Source organism: Methylobacterium sp. A52T, assembly GCF_053346095.1.
Genome location: NZ_JBKFBI010000126.1, coordinates 1 through 18,401 on the forward strand (window position 1 = coordinate 1; position 18,401 = coordinate 18,401).

Sequence of the window (18,401 nt, forward strand, 5' to 3'; positions counted from 1 at the left end):
CTCACGCAGATCCTGGCTGTAGGGTCGGCCCATGGTCTGCTCCTCATCTGGAGCGCGCAATGAATCAGCCCAACAGCCCGACGTGAACCCCAACTGGCCGATTCAGCGCAAACCGAAAACGCTCTAGCGGCGATCGGGAGCTTCGAGCGCCTCGAGGACCCGCGTACCCGGAACCGAACCGTCGCCGGGCCAGACGTTCCAGTCTGCGACCTGATCGAGGGCCTCGCCGAGGCGGCGCTTGTAGACGTGGCGCGGCACCTCCTCGGCACCGAACTGCGACAGGTGGTCGGTGACGAACTGGGTATCGGCGAGCCGGTAGCGCCCGGCGCGCAGGCGGGCCATCAGGTGGACGAGGGCGACCTTCGAGGCGTCGCGAACGTCGTGGAACATGCTCTCGCCGAAGAAGGCAGCCCCCAGCGAGACGCCGTACAGGCCGCCGACGAGCCGGCCGTCCGCGTAGACCTCGACCGTGTGGACGTGGCCGATGTCGAACAGGGCGCCGTAGAGCTCGCGGATCCGCCCGTTGATCCAGGTGCGCTCGCTGTCCCGCCGGGGCGCCGCGCAGCCGTCGATCACCCCGTCGAAATCGGTGTCGCACCGGACCACGAACTGGTCGGACCGCACCGTCCGGGCGAGGCGCCGGGGAACGCGGAACGCGTCGAGGGGAAGCACGCCGCGCGCCTTGGGCTCGACCCAGTAGAGCGTGGGGTCGTCGGCATCCTCCGCCATCGGGAAGATGCCCGCCGCGTAGGCCTTCAGCAGGATCTCGGGGGTGATGTCCACGCGGGCGGTGTCGTGCATGCCGTGAATGTCGCGCGCGGCCGGCGCGAAGACCAGATCCCGCGCGCGCCGCGCTCGCCGCAGCCCCGCCCCAGGTCCGGTCAGGCTTTCATGCCGCCGTCTTCCAGGAAATGCTCCAGCCAGTGAATGTCGTAAAGGCCGTTCTGCACGTCCGGGTTGCGGACGAGCGTCCGGAACAGCGGCAGCGTCGTGTCGATCCCGTCGATGACGAACTCGTCCAGGGCGCGCCGCAGCCGCATGAGGCACTCGTTGCGGGTCCGGCCGTGGACGATCAGCTTGCCGATCAGCGAATCGTAGTTCGGCGGGATCCGATAGCCCTGGAACGCGGCCGAATCGACGCGGACGCCGAGGCCGCCGGGCGTGTGGTAATGGGTGATCTCGCCGGGCGACGGCCGGAAGGTCTCCGGGTGCTCGGCGTTGATCCGGCACTCGATGGCGTGGCCCTCGACCTTGATGTCCGCCTGGCTCACCGAGAGCGGGCCGCCCGAGGCGACCTGGATCTGCTCGATGACGAGGTCGATCCCGGTGATCATCTCGGTGACCGGATGCTCGACCTGGATGCGGGTGTTCATCTCGATGAAGTAGAAGCGCCCGTCCTCGTAGAGGAACTCGATGGTTCCGGCGCCGAGGTAGCCGAGCTCCTTCATGGCGTTGGCGCAGATGCCGCCGATCTCGGCGCGCATCGACTTGTTGAGGGCCGGCGAGCCGCCTTCCTCCCAGACCTTCTGGTGGCGGCGCTGGAGGGAGCAGTCGCGCTCGGCGAGGTGCACGGCGCCGCCGCGGCCGTCGCCGAGCACCTGCACCTCGATGTGCCGGGGCTTCTCGAGGTACTTCTCGAGATAGACCGCGTCGTCGCCGAAGGCGGCCTTGGCCTCGGACTTGGCCATGCCGATCGCCTGCTCGAGCTCGGCCTCGGAGCGCGCCACCTTCATGCCGCGGCCGCCGCCGCCCGCCGCCGCCTTGACGAGCACCGGGTAGCCGATCTCGGCGGCCACGCGCTTGGCGGTGTCGGCGTCCTCGACGCCGCCCTCGGAACCCGGCACGCAGGGGATGCCGAGCTTCAGCGCCGTGCGCTTGGCCTCGATCTTGTCGCCCATGGTGCGGATGTGCTGCGCCTTCGGGCCGATGAAGCCGATCTGGTGATGGGCCAGTACCTCGGCGAAGCGGGCATTCTCCGAAAGGAATCCGTAGCCGGGATGCACGGCATCGGCCCCGGTGATCTCGCAGGCCGCGATGATCGACGGGATGTTGAGGTAGCTGTCGCGAGCGGCCGGCGGCCCAATGCAGACGCTCTCGTCGGCGAGGCGCACGTGCATCGCGTCGGCGTCGGCGGTGGAGTGGACCGCCACGGTGGCGATCCCGAGCTCCTTCGCCGCCCGCAGGATGCGCAGGGCGATCTCGCCGCGGTTCGCGATCAGGATCTTGTCGAACATCGGACCCGTTAGGGCGTCCTGGCGATCCCGGACCGCGCAGGATGCTCTATCCTCTCGTGTTGCGGCGTCGTCCGGGACTGGGCGGCGGGCGCCCGGCGGACGTCCTAGGTGATGACGAGCAGGGCCTCGCCGAACTCGACCGGCTGACCGTCCTCGACGAAGATGGCGCTGATCGTGCCGGCGCGGGGCGCCACGATCTCGTTGAAGGTCTTCATCGCCTCGATCAGCAGCAGCTTGTCGCCGACCGCGACCGTCGAGCCGACATCCACGAAGGCCTTGGCGTCGGGCGAGGGGCGGAGATAGGCGGTCCCGACCATCGGCGAGGGCACGGTGCCGGGCTGCGCGCGGGCCGGCTCGGCCGGGGCGAGGGGAGACGACGCGGCGGGCGCGGGCACCGGAGGCGGGGCGACGGCCGCGAGCGGCGCGGGCGCCGCGACCTGCACGCTCACGGGCTCGAGCCGCCGCGCCACGCGGATGCGCAGGTCGCCCTTCTCGACCTCGATCTCGGACAGGCCGGTCTCGGTCACGAGGTTGGCGAGCTCGCGCACGAGCTCGGGATCGATGGCGTCGTTCTTTGGCATCCGGCCTACTTCGTCTCGCGGCACGTCGGTGCGTCCATCCGGGCTCGGCCCTGGACCCCACCGCGGCCCTGCGGCTGGCGGCTCTTAGACGAAGGCGCCCCAGCGCGACAAGGCTGCGCGGACCGCCTTCGGGGTTCCTCGGCCCGATCCGTCAGCTCAGCAGGAGGCGTGGCCGCACTGGCGCACGTCGGCGATGGTTTTGCGCATCGGCTCGACGCCGACGGCGCCCGGGATCACCTCGTCGCCGATGATGAAGGCCGGCGTGCCCGACAGGCCCAGGCGGTCGCCGAGGCCGCGGTTCTCGCTGAGCGCGGCCTTCACCTCGGGGGAGGCCATGTCCTTCTGCAGCTTGGCCGTGTCGACGCCCATGTCCTTGGCGACTTGGATCGCCCGGGCGCCGTTCACCCGGCCCTTGGTCTCCAGAAGCTTCTGATGAAACTCGAACAGCTTGTCGCCCTTCAACTGCTGGCGCACCGCGACGGCGACCTGGCTGGCCTCCAGCGATTCCGGGCCGAGGACCGGGAAGTCCTTGATGACCACCCGCAGCTTCGGGTCGGATTTGATCAGCGCCTGGATGTCGCCCAGGGCCTTGCGGCAGTAGCCGCAATTGTAATCGAAGAACTCGACCAGCGTGACGTCGCCCGACGGGTTGCCGGCAACGACGTCGTGGGGACCGTTGTGGAGAGCCTCGCGCGATTCCTTGAGGGCGGCGGCCTGGGCGAGGCGCTGCGTCTCGGCCTGCTGCTTCTCGGCCTCGGCGAGGGCCTCCTGAAGCACCTCGGGGTGCTTGATCAGGTAGTCCTTGACGATCGCCTCGATGCCGGCGCGCTGCGCGTCGGTGAACGGCGCGGCGGGGGGCGTCGCGGTCTGCGCGAGGGCCGGGACGGCGACGAGACCGAGCGCCAGGACCAGCGCGGGCAGGGGGCGGATGAAGGGCATAGATCCTCGCTTGCGCGGCGGGGCGGCCCGCGCGTGGCGCGAGCGGTAGGGGCTGGGTTAGGCGTTTTCGCGGCGTCCGGTCAATTCCCGCGGCGAGGGCGGCGTGCGCCGCCGGCTTGAGGCGGGACGGGCGAGCGTCTAACCCCCGGAGGCTCCAGCGTCGTCCGGCTCAGAACAGACCCCATGATCCCGATCTCCCGGCGCGCCGCCGCCGTCCAGCCGTTCCTCGCGATGGATGTCATGGCCGCCGCCGCCGCCAAGGCGCGGGCCGGCAGCGACGTGGTGCGGATGGAGGTCGGCCAGCCGTCGGCGCCGGCGCCCCGGGCGGTGATCGCCGCCGCGCAGGGGGCGCTCGCGACCGGCCGCGTGCCCTACACCGAGGCCCTGGGCCTGCCGTCCCTGCGCGCCCGCATCGCCCGGGACTACGCGGAGCGGCACGGCGTCGCGGTGAGTCCGGAGCGCGTGGTGATCACCACCGGATCCTCGGCCGGCTTCATCCTCGCCTTCATGAGCCTCTTCGACGCCGGCGCGCATGTCGCCGTCCCGCAGCCGGGCTATCCCGCCTATCGTAGCATCCTGGCCGCCCTGGACCTCGTGCCGGCGCCGATGGTGCTGCGCGCCGACGACCGCTTCGCGCCGACCGCCGCCCTGCTGCGCGAGACCCACGCCCGCGCGCCGGTCTCCGGGGCGCTGGTGATGAGCCCGGCCAACCCCTCCGGCACAGTCATCACGGAGGGCGCCCTGCAGGATCTCTGCGCGGCGGCGCGGGGCCTCGGCCTGCCGCTGATCTCCGACGAGATCTATCACGGCCTCAGCTACGGTGAGCCCACCGTCACGGCCCTGCGCTTCGACCCCGACGCGGTCGTGATCAACTCGTTCTCGAAGTACCACTGCATGACCGGCTGGCGCGTCGGCTGGATGGTCGTCCCGGAGGCGCTGGTCCGCCCGATCGAGCGGCTGGCCCAGAACCTCTACATCTCGGCGCCGTACCTGTCGCAGGTCGGCGCCCTGGCGGCCTTCGACGCGACGGACGAGCTCGACTCCGTTCGCGACGGCTACGCGCGCAATCGCGCGATCCTCCTGGACGCGCTGCCGGCCCTCGGCCTCGGCCGCGTCCACCCGGCCGACGGCGCCTTCTACCTCTACGCGGACGTCTCGAACCTCACCAACGACGCGTCGGACTTCTGCCGGCGCATGCTCGACGAGGCGCACGTCGCGGCGACGCCGGGCCTCGACTTCGATCCGGACGTGGGCCACCACCATGTCCGTTTCTCCTTCGCGGGCTCGGAGACCGAGTGCCGCGAGGCGGCGCGGCGCCTGAAGGCGTGGCTGCGCTGAGAGATCAGGCCGCCGGCACGAGCGCGCAGACCGCCTCGACCAGCTCCGAGAAGTGCTCGATCACCCGGTCGGGCCCGAGCTCGGCGACCGGGCGGTCGGTGTAGCCGAAGGTGACCGCCACCACCGGGATCCCGGCGGCCTTGGCGGTGTCGATGTCGGTCCGGGAATCGCCCACCATCACGGCGCGGGCCGGATCGCCGTCGGCGCGGGCGATGGTGCCGGTCAGGTGGCGGGGATCGGGCTTGGACTGCGGGAAGGTGTCCCGGCCGCAGATCGCCGCGAAGCGGTGGCCGATCCCGAGGAGGCGCAGCAGCTCGACCGACTGCCCCTCGTACTTGTTGGTGCAGACCGCGAGCCGGAAACCCGCCGCCTCGAGGGCGTCGAGCGCCTCGACCGCGCCCGGGAAGAGGTGGGACGTGTCGGCGAGGTGCGCCCCGTAATGCGCGATGAAGGCGTCGAACAGCCGGTCGTGGTCCTCCGGCGAGAGCGGCCGCCCCTCGGCCTCGAAGCCCCGCCGGATCAGCGCCCGGGCGCCGGCACCGATCAGCCCCCGCGCCTGCGAGAGCGGCAGCTCGGCCAGTCCCTCGCGCTTCATCAGCACGTTGAGGGTGCCGATGAGGTCGCCTGCGGTCTCCGCGAGCGTCCCGTCCAGGTCGAACACGGCGATCGGGGGCTTGCGCGTCGAATCGGTAGACATGCCAGAGTGGTTCCGTGCTCGGCGGGATCTCGAACGGCGTCGCTATCGGGGCGGGGCACCCGGGGCAAGCCGACCGGCGCGGCGCGGCGGATGCGCGGATCGTCTCACCGGGCGCCCAAGACTCGCCCGAAAGCGCAGCGAAACGCAGCGCGTACCAGCCCCGGGACCCGCGATGAAACTCCTCCTGCCCCTCCTGGCCGCCTGCGCCGCGCTGCAAGCCCTGCCGGCGGCGGCGACCTCCTTCGAGTTCGTGCCCGCCCCGCAGACCGACCTGAACCGGATGTACCGGGTCGACAAGGTGACCGGCGAGGTGACGTCCTGCCAGTACGGCCTCCAGGAATCGGCGGGCGGCATCGGCCAGACGGTCTGCTTCGGATCGGGAGAGGGCGCCGGGCCGCAGACCCCGTCCGAATACGGGCTGGTGGCGAGCCGGCATACCCGCGAGGCCGGCGTCTTCCGGGTGAACTACCGCACCGGCGATATGAGCATCTGCTTCGTGCTGGTGAAGAAGGAGCAGGTCGTCTGCACCCAGCAGGGCAAGCCGGGTGCCGAGGGCGCGTCCGACGCGCCGCTCACCGGTCCGGCCCCGGGTCGCGCGGGCGCCAGCGCCACCCCGACACAGGGCGGCCGTCCGTGACGCGGCCGTGCGGGCGCGGGCGTTCCGGTCGGCCCGGTCCCGTGCTAGGGGCCGCCCGACGCTCACGGAAAGACCGGCTGCCCATGACCCGCGCTCCCTCGCTCATCCCCGCCGACCGGGCCGTGTCCCGGTGAGCGGGCCGGACCTGCGGCGGGCCGCGGCCGCCCGCGCCCTCAACCTCGTCGAGCCGGGCATGCGGCTCGGCCTCGGCACGGGCTCCACGGCGGCGGCCTTCGTGGCGCTCCTCGGCGAGCGCGTCCGCGCCGGCCTCGACATCGTCGGCGTGCCGACCTCCGAGGCCACGCGCGCGCAGGCCGAGGGCCTGGGCATCCGCCTCGCGACCCTGGACGAGCAGCCCGAGCTCGACCTGACCATCGACGGCGCCGACGAGGTCGACGACCGGCTGCGCCTGATCAAGGGCGGCGGCGCGGCACTCCTGCGCGAGAAGATCGTCGCCTGCGCGAGCCGTCGCATGGTGGTGATCGCCGACGCGGCCAAGCACGTGGCGCGCCTGGGCGCCTTCCCGCTACCGATCGAGGTCAACCCCTTCGGCCTCAAGGCGACGCACCGGGCCGTCGAGGCCGCAGTCGCCGGGACCGGCTGCTCCGGCGAGGTCCGGCTGCGCGCCCTGACGGATGGCAAGCCCCTGGTCACCGACGGGGGCCATTACATCCTCGACGCGCACCTCGGTGCGATTCCCGATCCGGAGGCCCTCGGCGCCGCCCTCTGGGCCGTGCCGGGCGTCGTCGAGCACGGCCTGTTCCTCGGCATCGCCGACGCCGCGATCCTGGCGGCGGCGCGGGACGGGCAGGCCGAGGTCACCGTTCTCGGCAGCCTCACCTGAGGCGCCGCCCTCCATCGCCGGCCATCCTCGCAAGAAAGTCCAGCATGTCCCGTCGCCTCACCGCCGTGCCAGGCCTCGCGCTCGGCTTCGCGCTCCTGGCGCTCCCCCACGCGGCGGCCGCGCAGCCGCAGAAGGCCGCGCAGGCCAAGCCGGCCGCTCCAGCCGCCAGCACCCCCGCGGCCAACAGCCCGGCCGCGGCCACCTACACGCCGGCCCATCTCGCCCTGGCCCGCGAGGTGATGCTCAGCTCCGGCATCGCCCGGTCGTTCGACTCGGTGCTGCCGGCCTTCGCCGACCAGATCCGCAAGCAGGCGGTCACCCGTCCCGAGCTGTCCAAGGACCTCGAGGAAGTCCTGGCCTCGCTGCAGCCGGAGATGGAGCTGCAGAAGCAGCGCATGATCGACATCGCGGCGCGCACCTACGCGTCGAAGTTCTCGGAAACCGAGCTGAAGGAGATCGCGACCTTCTTCCGCTCGCCCGCCGGCAAGCACTACGTCGAGGCGCAGCCGCAGCTCCTCGACGAAATGGTGCAGGAGATGCAGGACTGGACGCAGGACGTCTCCGAATACGTCATGGTCCGCGTCCGCGCCGAGATGGGCAAGCGCGGGCACCAGATGCAGTGAGGGCGGCCGCTCCCGGGGGCGGATCGCCGTGAGAGATCGTTCATGACAGCGGCCGGCCGCATGTACGCGGCGGGCGGCGCGCTCCTCGCGGCCATGCCGCTCGCCATGGTGCTCGCCAACCGGTCGAGCCCGCTGGTCGTCGGGCTGGCGGCGCTAGCCTTCCTGGCCGGGCGATGGGCCGAGGACGCGTCCGCCCTGCGCCGCGCGCTGCAGTCCCCGCTGCGGACGCCGCTCGCCGGGGGGGCACTCGCCTTCCTGGCCTGGGCGCTGGTCTCGCTGGCCTGGAGCCCGTTCTCGGCGGCCTCCCTGCGGGTGCTGGGCGAATTCCTCCCGACGCTCCTCGCCGCCTACCTGCTGGCCTGCCTCGCGCCCGGCCGGATCCCGGCCTTCGCGCCGCGGCTCGGCGCGATCGCGATCGCGCTGGCGGGACTCCTGATCGCGGTGGATCTCGCCTCGGATCTGGCCCTGGAGCGGGCCCTCGGGCGCCGTGTCGCAGCCTTCGTGCACAACCGGCCGGCCCTGACCCTCGACCTCGTGGCCGGCCCGCTGGCCCTCGTCCTCTGGAAGGACCGCACCCGTGGCCTCGCGGCCGCGACCCTCGCCTTCGCGGGCCTCGGCGTGCTCCGCTCGATCAGCGGCGCCGCCCAGCTCGGCCTCCTGGCGGGCGCCGCGATGGCGGCTCTGGCGCTCTTGCTGCCCAGGCGGGTCGGCCTGGGCCTCGCCGGACTCGGTCTCGCCCTCGCGGTGGTCCTCGCCCCGGTCGAGGGCGACCTTCTCGCCCGCGCCATGCCGGAGGCCGCCCACGAGCGCCTCGTCCAGTCCTCGTCCCGGGCCCGGGTCGCGATCGCGCGCAGCTTCGGGGCCGCGGTGGCGGCCGATCCCTGGCGCGGTGCGGGCGTCGGCACCAGCGCGCGCTTCGCCGAGACGCCCGTCGCGCAGACGGTGCCGCCGGAGATGCGCGTCCTCCTCGGGGTCGGGCACCCGCACAACAGCTTCCTGCAGGTCTGGGCCGAGCTCGGCCTGCCCGGCGCGATCCTCGCGGCGCTGACCGCGATGCTGATCCTCGCCCGGATCGCGCGGCTGCCGCGGCCCGACCGGGCGGCGGCACTCGGCCTCGTGGCCTGCGCGGCTTCGATCGCCTTCGTCGAGCACAACGGCTGGGCCGCGTGGTGGACGGCGGGGCTCGGCGCTGCCATCACCTGGATGCGCGCGGCCCCTCAGGGCGGCGCGATCGAGAGATCCGAGCGGGACGGTCCGGCATGAGCGCGTTCGACGTCGACCTCTTCGTCATCGGCGGCGGGTCCGGTGGTGTCCGCGCGGCGCGGATCGCGGCCGGGTACGGCGCGCGGGTGATGCTGGCCGAGGAGTACCGGGTGGGTGGAACCTGCGTGATCCGCGGCTGCGTCCCGAAGAAGCTGATGGTCTATGCCGGCCGCTTCGCCGACGAGTTCGAGGACGCCGCGGGCTTCGGTTGGACGGTGGAGAAGCCCCGCTTCGACTGGGGCACGCTCAAGACGCGGCGCGACGCGGAGGTGACCCGGCTCGAAGGCATCTACGACACCAACCTGATCCGCGCCGGCGTCGAGATCGTACCCGAGCGGGCGGTGATCGAGGACCCCCACACGATCCGCCTCGTCGCGTCCGGCCGCACCATCCGGGCCGAGCGGATCCTGGTGGCGGTCGGCGCGCATCCCGTGAAGGAGCCGGCGGTGCCGGGCATCGACCTGGCGATCACCTCCAACGAGGTGTTCGAGCTGGAGCGCCTGCCGGAGCGGATCCTGGTGATCGGCGGCGGCTACATCGCGGTGGAGTTCGCGGGCGTCTTCGCGGCGCTCGGCAGCCGCACGACGCTGCTGCACCGGGGCGACAGGTTGCTGCGCGGGTTCGACGACGAGATCCGCGACGCCCTGGCCGAAGCCTACGCCCGGCGCATGGACCTGCGGCTCGGGCGCACGCTGCGGCGCATCGAGCGCCGGGACGGCGGCCTCTGCGCGCAGCTCGACGACGGCGGCGAGATCCTGGTGGACGAGGTGCTCGTCGCCACCGGGCGGCGGCCGAACGTCGAGGGCCTCGGCCTCGACCGGGTCGGCATAGAGACCGACGCCGCCGGCGCGATCCCGGTCGACGCCTACTCGCAGACCAAGGTGCCGTCGATCTACGCGGTGGGCGACGTGACCAACCGCGCCAACCTGACGCCGGTGGCGATCCGCGAGGGTCACGCCTTCGCCGACACGGTCTACGGCGGCAAGCCGGCCTGCGTCGACCATCGCCTGATCCCGACCGCGGTGTTCTCGACCCCCGAGATCGGCGTCGTCGGCCACAACGAGGCGGCGGCCCGGGCGATCTACGGCAAGATCGACGTATACAAGGCGCGCTTCCGCCCGATGAAGGCGACCCTGTCCGGCCGCGAGGAGCGGATCTTCATGAAGGTGCTGGTCGACTGCGCCAGCGACCGCGTGGTCGGCGTCCACATCTTCGGCCACGATGCCGGTGAGGTGATCCAGGCGGTGGGCATCGCCGTGACCATGGGCGCCACGAAGGCCGATTTCGACCGGACCATCGCGGTCCACCCGACAGCCGCCGAGGAACTCGTGACCATGCGCGTCCCAGAGGTCACCAAGCACCCGGTCGGCGTCGGCTGAGACCTCCGCCGCGGCCGGGGCTCGACGCGGTGCGCGACCGAGCCATATCAGGGTCATGGGCAAGCAGGGCACCGGCAAGGGACGACGCGAGGACGACGCGCACGCGCGGCGGCAGGCGATCATCGACGGCCTGCTGGAGGATGCACTGCGGCCGGCCTTCCACCGGCCGCCGAGCCACGAGGCCCTCTCCCCGGACATCCGGCATGCGATCGACCGCCTCCTCGCCAAGGCTGAGGCACAGCGCAGCCGAAACCTGACCTACGACGACCTGGAGGAGGCGCTGCCGCCCCGGGACGTCTCGGCCGAGGATCTGGAGGCGATCTTCTGGATTCTGGCCGAGCACGGGATCGAGGTCGAGGACGGCGAGGCCTGACCCGAGACCTGAAGCCGGGACGCGCCTGCCCCCCGGTTCACGGCACTCGCCAGTGTAGAGGAAGCTCTCTATAAGCCGCGCTTCGCGCGTAGGCGCGATCGCACGAAGAGGTGCGCGGAGAGAGACCATGGGCGAGCGTTGGACACCGAAGAGCTGGAGACATCTGCCGATCGAGCAGGTCCCCACCTATCCGGACGCCGCCAGCCTCGGTGCCGTCGAGTCGCAGATCGCGAGCTTTCCGCCGCTGGTCTTTGCCGGTGAGGCCCGCAAGCTGAAGGCCGCACTCGGGCGCGTCGCCGCGGGCCAGGCCTTCCTGCTCCAGGGCGGGGACTGTGCCGAGAGCTTCGACGAGCACTCCGCCGACAACATCCGCGATTTCTTCCGGGTGTTCCTGCAGATGGCCATGGTGCTGACCTTCGCGGGCGGTTCGCCCGTGGTGAAGGTCGGGCGCATCGCCGGGCAGTTCGCCAAGCCGCGCTCGTCGCCGACCGAGACCCTCGAGGGCGTGAGCCTGCCGAGCTACCGGGGCGACATCATCAACGGCATCGGCTTCACCGAGGAGTCGCGGGTGCCGGATCCGCGCCGCCAGCTCGAGGCGTACCGGCAATCGGCCGCGACGCTGAACCTGCTGCGCGCCTTCGCAACTGGCGGTTACGCGAACCTCGAGAATGCCCATCGCTGGATGCTGGGCTTCGTGAAGGATTCGCCGCAATCCTCGCGTTACCAGGACGTGGCCGGCCGCATGACCGACGCGCTCGACTTCATGCGGGCCATCGGCATCAACCCGGAGACCCATCCGGAGGTGCGGACCACCGACTTCTACACCAGCCACGAGGCCCTGCTGCTCGGCTACGAGGAGGCGCTGACCCGCGTCGATTCGACGACCGGCGACTGGTACGCCACCTCCGGCCACATGCTGTGGATCGGCGACCGGACCCGGCAGCCGGACCACGCCCACGTCGAGTACGCCCGCGGCATCAAGAACCCGATCGGCCTGAAGTGCGGCCCGTCCATGAAGGCGGAGGGCCTGATCCGGCTCATCGACCTGCTCAACCCGGAGAACGAGCCGGGGCGCCTCAGCCTGATCTGCCGCTTCGGCGCCGACAAGGTCGGCGACCACCTGCCGGCGCTGATCCGGGCGGTCGAGCGGGAAGGGCGCTCGGTCGTGTGGATCTGCGATCCGATGCACGGCAACACGATCCCGGCCGGCCGCTACAAGACCCGGCCGTTCGAGCGGGTGATGCAGGAGATCGAGGGCTTCTTCGGCGTCCACCGCGCCGAGGGCACCTTCGCGGGCGGCATTCACCTGGAGATGACCGGCAAGGACGTGACCGAGTGCACGGGCGGCGCCCGGGCCCTGACGGCGGACGACCTGCAGGACCGCTACCACACCTACTGCGACCCGCGTCTCAACGCGGAGCAGGCGCTGGAGGTGGCGTTCCGCACGGCCGAGCTGGTCAAGGCCGAGCGCAGCCACATCGAGCGCCCGCGCCTCGACGCGGCCGAGTAGGGCGGATCTCCGACCGGTCATCCGACCGGCCAACGACGCGCGCTGTCCCCTCGCGGGGGCGGCGCGCACCGCCGGACGCCGCGACGGTCAGGCGATCGCCCGGAGCGCGCCGTTCCAGCGGCGGATGACCGAGGCGACCTCCGAGACGGGGACGGCGCGGCTGAACAGGTAGCCCTGGACCTCGTCGCAGCTCTCGGCGCGCAGATGTGCGAGCTGCGCCTCCGTCTCGACGCCCTCGGCGGTCGTCGTCATGCCGAGGCTGGCACCGAGGCCGATCACTGCCCGCACGATGAAATCGGTCCCGTCCTTCACGCACAGGTCGCGTACGAAGGACTGGTCGATCTTGATCTTGTCGAACGGGAAGGAGCGCAGGTAGCTGAGCGACGAGTAGCCGGTGCCGAAATCGTCCATCGCCACCCGCACGCCCAGCGCGCGCAGGCTGTGCAGGATCGCCGTCGTCGCACCGGGATTGGCCACCAGCACCGTCTCGGTGATCTCTAGCTCCAGGCGCCGGCCCGGCAACCCGGTCCGGCGCAGCGCCTCGCGCACGGCGGTGACGAGACTCGCCGAGGTGAACTGCACGGCCGAGACGTTGACGGCGACCTTGAGCTCGTCCGGCCAGCGGGCGGCCTCCTCGCAGGCGCGGCGCAGCACCCACTCGCCGAGCGGCACGATCAGCCCGAGCTCCTCGGCGATCGGGATGAACTCGGCCGGCGAGACGGAGCCGCGGACCGGGTGGTTCCAGCGCAGCAGCGCCTCGAAGCCGCAGATCCGGTCCGTCTCGAGGCTGTAGATCGGCTGGTAGTAGACCTCGAACGCCTCCCGGGCGAGGGCGTCACGCAGGTCGCGCTCCATGATCCGCCGGGCCATGAGGCGGGCATCCATGGCCGGTTCGAAGAAGCGGAACGCGCCCCGCGCCTCGGCCTTGCCCCGGTCGAGGGCGACCTCGGCGTTCTTCAGGAGCTTGTCCGCGTCGGACCCGTCGCTCGGGGCGAGGGTGATGCCGATGGTGAGACCGACGCAGATCGTGTGGTGGGTCAGGCTGTAGGGCGCGCCGACGACCTCGATGATGCGCCGGGCGAGGATGGCGGCGTCCTCGGGCCGGTCGACGCCGCGCTGGACCACGATGAACTCATCGGCTCCGAGGCGCGCGACGCAGTCGATCTCGCGCACGCAGGCGGTGAGCCGATTCGCGGCCGCGACGAGCAGCTCGTCGCCGATCCCGTGGCCCAGGGTCTCGTTGACCGGCCGGAAGTCGTCGAGGTCGATGGCGAAGACCGCGAAGCCCTGGTCGCGCCCGGCCTGGGCCACGGCCACGTCGATCTGCTGCCCCACCGCCACCCGGTTGGGCAGGCCGGTCAGCATGTCGTGATGCGCCAGGAAAGCGATGCGGGCCTCGGCCCGGCGGCGCTCCGTGACGTCCTCGTAGGTGGCCACGAAGCCGCCATCGGCGGCCTCGCGCCGGTCGATGGCGACGATGCGGCCGTTGCTCAGCTCCTGGAAATGCGTCTGCCAAACGCCGTTGCTGAAAGCGTCCCGCTGCTGGCGCAGCAGCGCTTCGAGATCGCAGCCAGGATGGTTGCCGGCCGCGAGACTGGCGCTCAGGACCTCGAGGGCCGTCATGCCGGGTACGACCGTGCCGGACGGCAGGCCGTAGATCTCGCCGTAGCGCCGGTTGACGACCATCAGCCGATTCTGCGCGTCGTACAGGCAGAGCCCCTGGGACATGGTGTCGAGGGCCGCATCGAGGCGCAGGTTGGTCTGGGTCAGGAAATGCTCCTGCTCCTTGAGCAGGCTGATGTCGCTGCAGACCGCGATGAAGCCGCCCTGCCGGGTCGCGGTGCGGCTCACCCGCAGCCAGCGGCCGTCGGCCAACCGGACGTCGCCGTCCCGGGCCAGGGCCCCGAAGCGATCCTCCGGGACATCCGAGCGGTGGTCCCGCGACTCGTGCGCAACCTTCGTCAGCGACAGACCGGCCTCGATGGCAGCGTCGAGCCCGTCGAAGAAGCGCAGGGCCTGCGCGTTTGCCAGGGCGATCCGGCCGTCGGCATCGACCACGACGACGCCTTCCCGCGACGTCTGCAGCGCGTCCGTCACCTGCGCCTCGGTGCCCCGGCGCTGGCTGCTTTCGCGGAGCGTGAGAGCCCGGATTGTCGACCGCATCGCCGCGACGACGTTCAGCAGCCGGCTCAACCCGTCGCGGCCGCCGGTGGGGATCCGATCGTCGAGCTGGCCGCCCGCGATCCGTTCGGCCGCCTCGGCCGCCGCGCCGACCGATCCGCCGATGTGGCGGGTGAGCAGCCAGGCGATCAGCCCGCAGGCGATGATCACGAGGGCCGCCGCGATGGAGTGCCAGCGGACGACGCCCCGCACGCGCTGCCGCGCTGCCTGCCGGAAAGTGAATCCGTCGCCGGCCATGACGTTGATCAGGAGATCGATCTGGCCTTCGACGGCGTCGGCCTGCCGTTCGAGAGCCGCCTTCTGATCCGGCAGCACCGTGACGGGATCGAGTGCGCGGCGCAGGCTCTCCCAGGATGCCACGCTGGTCTGGACGGCCTCGGCCGTCCGCGCCGCCTGCTCGGACTGGGCCCGCTCGGCCGCGATGGCGAGATCCTCGGCCAGGATCGCCGAGAGGTCGGTGATATCCGCATCCCGCTTCGCCACCTCGGCACCGTCACCGGTCTGCATCCGCCGGACGAGGGCGGTGCGCATCTTCGCGAAGTCGGCCGCCACCGCGCGGGCGAAGCTGATCGAGGTCAGGGATTCGTCGTAGGTCCGGGTGACGAGCGCGCCGACCTGCGTGATCGCCGAGCCGGCCGAGAGCGCGAGCGCGCCAAGGAGGAGACCGACACAGAGGAACGCGACGCCGACCGCGGCGCGGATCGACGGGATACGGCCCGTCCGCGTCGCGGCCGCGCGGGTTTGCCCGGCTCGGTCCGCGCTCGCCGTCGGTGTCTCGGGATCTCGCATCGCACGGGTCGCTGGGTCACACGTCCGGCCAGCGATAAATGTCACTTGTTAAGAGGCAATTAGCTGGCTTGTCTCAGATCACGGATCAGCTGCGCGCGACCGTCACGGAGCAATCGGCGGATCGTGCACAGTCGACCGCACGATCGGTGAAATCTTCGGCACCGCGGTTGTGCCGGCAAGCGGATCCCGTCGATTGAACGCAACCTTTCATCATGGGTGGCGCGCATTTGAGCAACGGGTCCGGACGGGCGCGATGCTCATGTCGCCAGCTCGGCACCGACATACCGACCGGTATCCGACAGCTCGGAGGCCGTATCCGCGCGCCGGCCGCGCCGTCGCGGCGCGACCGGCGCCCACGTGATTCCCGCGCCCGAGCGATTCCCGCGGTCGAGTGTCTCCCGCGTTCACCGCTGCGCCGAGCGGAGCGGCCCGGGCGGTGGCGGTGACTTCAGGGGCTCGACGGACTGGCCGTCCCGCAGATCCGGGGCGGGGCTGTAGATGATCCGGCTGTCGGCGGGCAGCCCCGATTCGAGCTCCAGCGTGCGCCCGAGATCGCGACGGACTCGGATCGTCCGCCACGTCATCCGGTCGTCGTCGCTCAGGGTGGCGACCCTGAGGTCGTTGCCGTCGAACACCGTCGCCTCGGCGGGGATCGACACGCCGGGCTCGGCCCGGGGGATCTTGAGGGTGACGTAGGCGTAGAGCCCGGCCCGCAGCGCCCGGTCGGCGTTGGGGACGTCCACCTGGGTGGTCAGCGTGCGCGACGCCGCGTTCAGCGCGACGGAGCTGCGCTCCACGTAGCCTTCGAAGCGCCGCCCCGGCATCTGCGGCACGGTGATCTCGGCCCGGACGCCGGGCTTGACGCCGACGGCATCCTTCTGCGGCACGTTCACGGTGATGCGCAGCAGGCTGTCCTGATCCATGGTCAGCAGCGGCGTGCCCCCGTTATCGGCGCGGACAAGGTCGCCGACATCGACGTTGCGCACCGTCACGACCCCGTCGAACGGCGCCACGACACGCTCGAAGGCGGTGAGCGCCTTCAGGCGGTCGACCACGGCCTCCTGCGCCTTGATGTTGGCGGTGGCGACCTTCACGCCGGCCTCGGCGGCGGCGAGCGCGGCGGCTTGGCTGAGCACGCCCGCCTTGGTGTTGTCGGCGTTCTGCCGCGAGGCCCAGCCCTGCACGGCCAGGGTGCTGGTGCGGTTGTTGGTGAGGTTAGCGAGGTTCACGTTCGCGCGGGCCTGCTCGACCTGCGCCTGTGCCTGGAGCAGCTGCGCCTTCAGCTGGCCGACCTGCGCCTCGGCCTGCGCGAGTTGCTGGTCGAGATCCGGTGCGGCGATGCGCAGAAGGAGTTCGCCCGCCTTGACCCGGGATCCGATATCGACCCGGCGCTCGGCGATGTAGCCGGTGGCGCGCGCGGCGATCGCCGCCGTGGTGAAGGCCTGGATCTCGCCGGGAAGCACGAGATCGAGGGGGCCCTCGGCCCGCTCGGCGGCCACGGTGCGCACCTGCGGCACGAGGGTCTTGATCCGCTCCAGCGTCGCGGTCGCCTCCACGTCGCGCTGCCAGTGACCGTAGGCACCCCAGGCGAGCAGGCCGAGTCCGGCGAGGCCGACCAGCAGGAACGGGGCCTTGCCGGGCGGCGGAGGGACTTCCGCGCCCGCGTCGTGCGCCTTCATCGATCGGCTCTCCGCCCCGGACATCCAGCCGGGTCACGGTGAGGGTAGCGGCCGGCGGGCCGGCCGGCCAGCGTGTGCATTGGCCGCATCGGCGCGCCGGCCTAACGCGCCGGCCCGGCCACCAGCAGGCGACGGCTGAGGCGCTTGTGCAGGTGGACCATCAGGGCGATGCCGAAGAGGGGCGTCAGCAGGTTGAGGAAAGGGACGATCATCAGGCCGGCCAGCAGGCAACCGGCGCCGAGTGTCCGGACCGAGAAGGCGCGGCGCATCTCGGCGGCCTCGGGGAGGGGGCGGAACCGGGCCGCCGCCATCTCGAAGTACTCGCGGGACAGCAGGTAGGCGTTGGCGGCGAAGAAGGCCGCGATCCCGATGACGGGGACGAAGAAGATCACCAGGGCCGCGAGGTTCACCAGCAGCGTCACGCCGGCGAAGCGCAGGGCGTAGAGCATGGCGGTCCCGAACGGCATGGCGCGTCCGGGCGGCTCGTTCGGGAAATCGGTGCGCTCGACGATCTCGGCCGCGTCGTCGAGGAAGAAGCCCGCCACCAGGATCGAGACCGCCGGCATCAGGTAGGCGAGGGCCACGACCAGACCGAAACCCGCGAGGTAGTAGGCGAGGCTGTCGAGGATCGGGTACTGGGCGGAGATGTGATGGCTCGCCTGGAAGGCCTGGATCAGCCGGGTCAGGCCCAGCCAGATCACGAGCAGGAGCCCGACCGTCAGGCCGAGGGACTTCCACAGGATCGCGCGCAGCGGCGGCGAGAAGGTCTGGCGCAAAGCCGCCGCGGCGGACTCGACGAGCATCGGGCGAGGATTCCGGCCTGCGCCGGAAGCGGCGCTGGCGCGTTGTGGAGCGGTGCGGCGACCGGTGCAAGGCCGGGTCTCGTCGCGGGAGTGTCAGGGGGCGGGGAGCACGCGTGCAGGACACGACAGGACAGGTCACGGCGCCGCGGGCGCTCGATCACCGGTGGATCGACCCGGTCGTCCAGCCCGCCTACAGGCCGCACCTCGCGCCGCTGCCCGACAAGCCGGAGGTGCTGGTGATCGGCGCGGGCGCCGCCGGGATCGGCGCGGCCCGGACCCTCGCGGCCCGGGGCGTGCCCGTCGCGGTGCTGGAGGCGCGGGACCGCGTCGGAGGCCGGGCCGTGACGGTGGCTCTCCGCGGCCACGCCCTCGATCTGGGCGCTCACTGGCTCCATGCCGGGCCGATCAATCCCCTCGTGGCACTGGGCCGCGCGCGCGGCGAGCGGCTCCGCCGGGCCGCGCAGGAGAGTCACGTCTGGGTTCGGGGTCGGCCGGGCCGCGCCGACGACGTCCGGGCCAACGCGCGCGCCT

General features: G+C 71.9%; 17 protein-coding genes. 9 read left to right on the top strand and 8 right to left on the bottom strand.

Annotated features, from left to right (window positions below; all coding sequences use genetic code 11):
- Positions 1-123: 123 nt before the first annotated feature.
- The 4 genes from aat to ACLBYE_RS23790 all read right to left on the bottom strand — a co-directional run bounded on the left by aat (position 124) and on the right by ACLBYE_RS23790 (position 3,754).
- Positions 124-801, bottom strand: coding sequence for a leucyl/phenylalanyl-tRNA--protein transferase (aat, locus tag ACLBYE_RS23775; protein ID WP_447696058.1), 678 nt, complete (start codon positions 799-801; stop codon positions 124-126).
- Between the two features lie 80 nt (positions 802-881).
- Positions 882-2,234 carry an acetyl-CoA carboxylase biotin carboxylase subunit gene (accC, locus tag ACLBYE_RS23780; RefSeq protein WP_447696059.1) on the bottom strand — a complete coding sequence of 451 codons (1,353 nt, stop codon included), beginning with the start codon at positions 2,232-2,234 and terminating at the stop codon, positions 882-884.
- A 104-nt stretch (positions 2,235-2,338) separates the two neighbouring features.
- On the bottom strand, positions 2,339-2,815 hold the full coding sequence (gene accB / locus ACLBYE_RS23785; protein ID WP_427508824.1) for an acetyl-CoA carboxylase biotin carboxyl carrier protein: 477 nt from the start codon (positions 2,813-2,815) through the stop codon (positions 2,339-2,341).
- Between the two features lie 156 nt (positions 2,816-2,971).
- Positions 2,972-3,754 (bottom strand): DsbA family protein, encoded by a 783-nt coding sequence (locus ACLBYE_RS23790; RefSeq protein ID WP_020092101.1) that lies wholly within the window; start codon positions 3,752-3,754, stop codon positions 2,972-2,974.
- A gap of 183 nt (positions 3,755-3,937) precedes the next feature.
- Here ACLBYE_RS23790 and ACLBYE_RS23795 point away from each other — a divergent pair, with 183 nt between their 5' ends.
- Complete coding sequence (locus tag ACLBYE_RS23795; RefSeq protein WP_447696060.1) at positions 3,938-5,092, top strand: pyridoxal phosphate-dependent aminotransferase; 1,155 nt, start codon at positions 3,938-3,940, stop codon at positions 5,090-5,092.
- A 4-nt stretch (positions 5,093-5,096) separates the two neighbouring features.
- Here ACLBYE_RS23795 and gph read toward each other — a convergent pair whose 3' ends face one another.
- Positions 5,097-5,789, bottom strand: a complete 693-nt coding sequence (gene gph, locus ACLBYE_RS23800) for a phosphoglycolate phosphatase (RefSeq protein ID WP_447696061.1) — start codon at positions 5,787-5,789, stop codon at positions 5,097-5,099.
- A 172-nt stretch (positions 5,790-5,961) separates the two neighbouring features.
- On the opposite strand from gph, the gene ACLBYE_RS23805 reads away from it, so the two are divergent.
- From ACLBYE_RS23805 to ACLBYE_RS23835, 7 genes are all read left to right on the top strand, one after another.
- A complete protein-coding gene (locus ACLBYE_RS23805) occupies positions 5,962-6,426 on the top strand; it encodes a hypothetical protein (RefSeq protein ID WP_447696062.1) in 465 nt (154 codons plus the stop codon).
- A gap of 130 nt (positions 6,427-6,556) precedes the next feature.
- Positions 6,557-7,270: a ribose-5-phosphate isomerase RpiA gene (rpiA, locus tag ACLBYE_RS23810; RefSeq protein WP_447696063.1), complete on the top strand. Its 714-nt coding sequence runs from the start codon at positions 6,557-6,559 to the stop codon at positions 7,268-7,270.
- A gap of 44 nt (positions 7,271-7,314) precedes the next feature.
- Positions 7,315-7,893, top strand: coding sequence for a DUF2059 domain-containing protein (locus ACLBYE_RS23815; RefSeq protein ID WP_447696064.1), 579 nt, complete (start codon positions 7,315-7,317; stop codon positions 7,891-7,893).
- 42 nt (positions 7,894-7,935) lie between these two features.
- A complete protein-coding gene (locus ACLBYE_RS23820; protein WP_447696065.1) occupies positions 7,936-9,156 on the top strand; it encodes an O-antigen ligase family protein in 1,221 nt (406 codons plus the stop codon).
- Complete coding sequence (gene gor / locus ACLBYE_RS23825; protein ID WP_447696066.1) at positions 9,153-10,535, top strand: glutathione-disulfide reductase; 1,383 nt, start codon at positions 9,153-9,155, stop codon at positions 10,533-10,535. The genes ACLBYE_RS23820 and gor overlap by 4 nt, the downstream gene beginning before the upstream one ends.
- 55 nt (positions 10,536-10,590) lie before the next feature.
- A complete protein-coding gene (locus ACLBYE_RS23830; protein WP_020092109.1) occupies positions 10,591-10,908 on the top strand; it encodes an RNA polymerase sigma factor region1.1 domain-containing protein in 318 nt (105 codons plus the stop codon).
- A gap of 127 nt (positions 10,909-11,035) precedes the next feature.
- Positions 11,036-12,418, top strand: coding sequence for a class II 3-deoxy-7-phosphoheptulonate synthase (locus ACLBYE_RS23835; protein WP_020092110.1), 1,383 nt, complete (start codon positions 11,036-11,038; stop codon positions 12,416-12,418).
- An 87-nt stretch (positions 12,419-12,505) separates the two neighbouring features.
- Here ACLBYE_RS23835 and ACLBYE_RS23840 read toward each other — a convergent pair whose 3' ends face one another.
- The 3 genes from ACLBYE_RS23840 to ACLBYE_RS23850 form a co-directional block, all read right to left on the bottom strand.
- Entirely contained in the window at positions 12,506-15,388 is a 2,883-nt protein-coding gene (locus tag ACLBYE_RS23840; protein WP_447696067.1) for an EAL domain-containing protein, read from the bottom strand.
- Between the two features lie 404 nt (positions 15,389-15,792).
- Positions 15,793-17,067 (bottom strand): efflux RND transporter periplasmic adaptor subunit, encoded by a 1,275-nt coding sequence (locus ACLBYE_RS23845; protein ID WP_447696068.1) that lies wholly within the window; start codon positions 17,065-17,067, stop codon positions 15,793-15,795.
- Between the two features lie 101 nt (positions 17,068-17,168).
- Positions 17,169-17,870, bottom strand: coding sequence for a sulfate transporter family protein (locus tag ACLBYE_RS23850; protein WP_447696069.1), 702 nt, complete (start codon positions 17,868-17,870; stop codon positions 17,169-17,171).
- Between the two features lie 167 nt (positions 17,871-18,037).
- On the opposite strand from ACLBYE_RS23850, the gene ACLBYE_RS23855 reads away from it, so the two are divergent.
- A partial coding sequence (locus tag ACLBYE_RS23855) for an NAD(P)-binding protein (RefSeq protein WP_447696070.1) occupies positions 18,038-18,401 on the top strand: 364 nt, incomplete at its 3' end.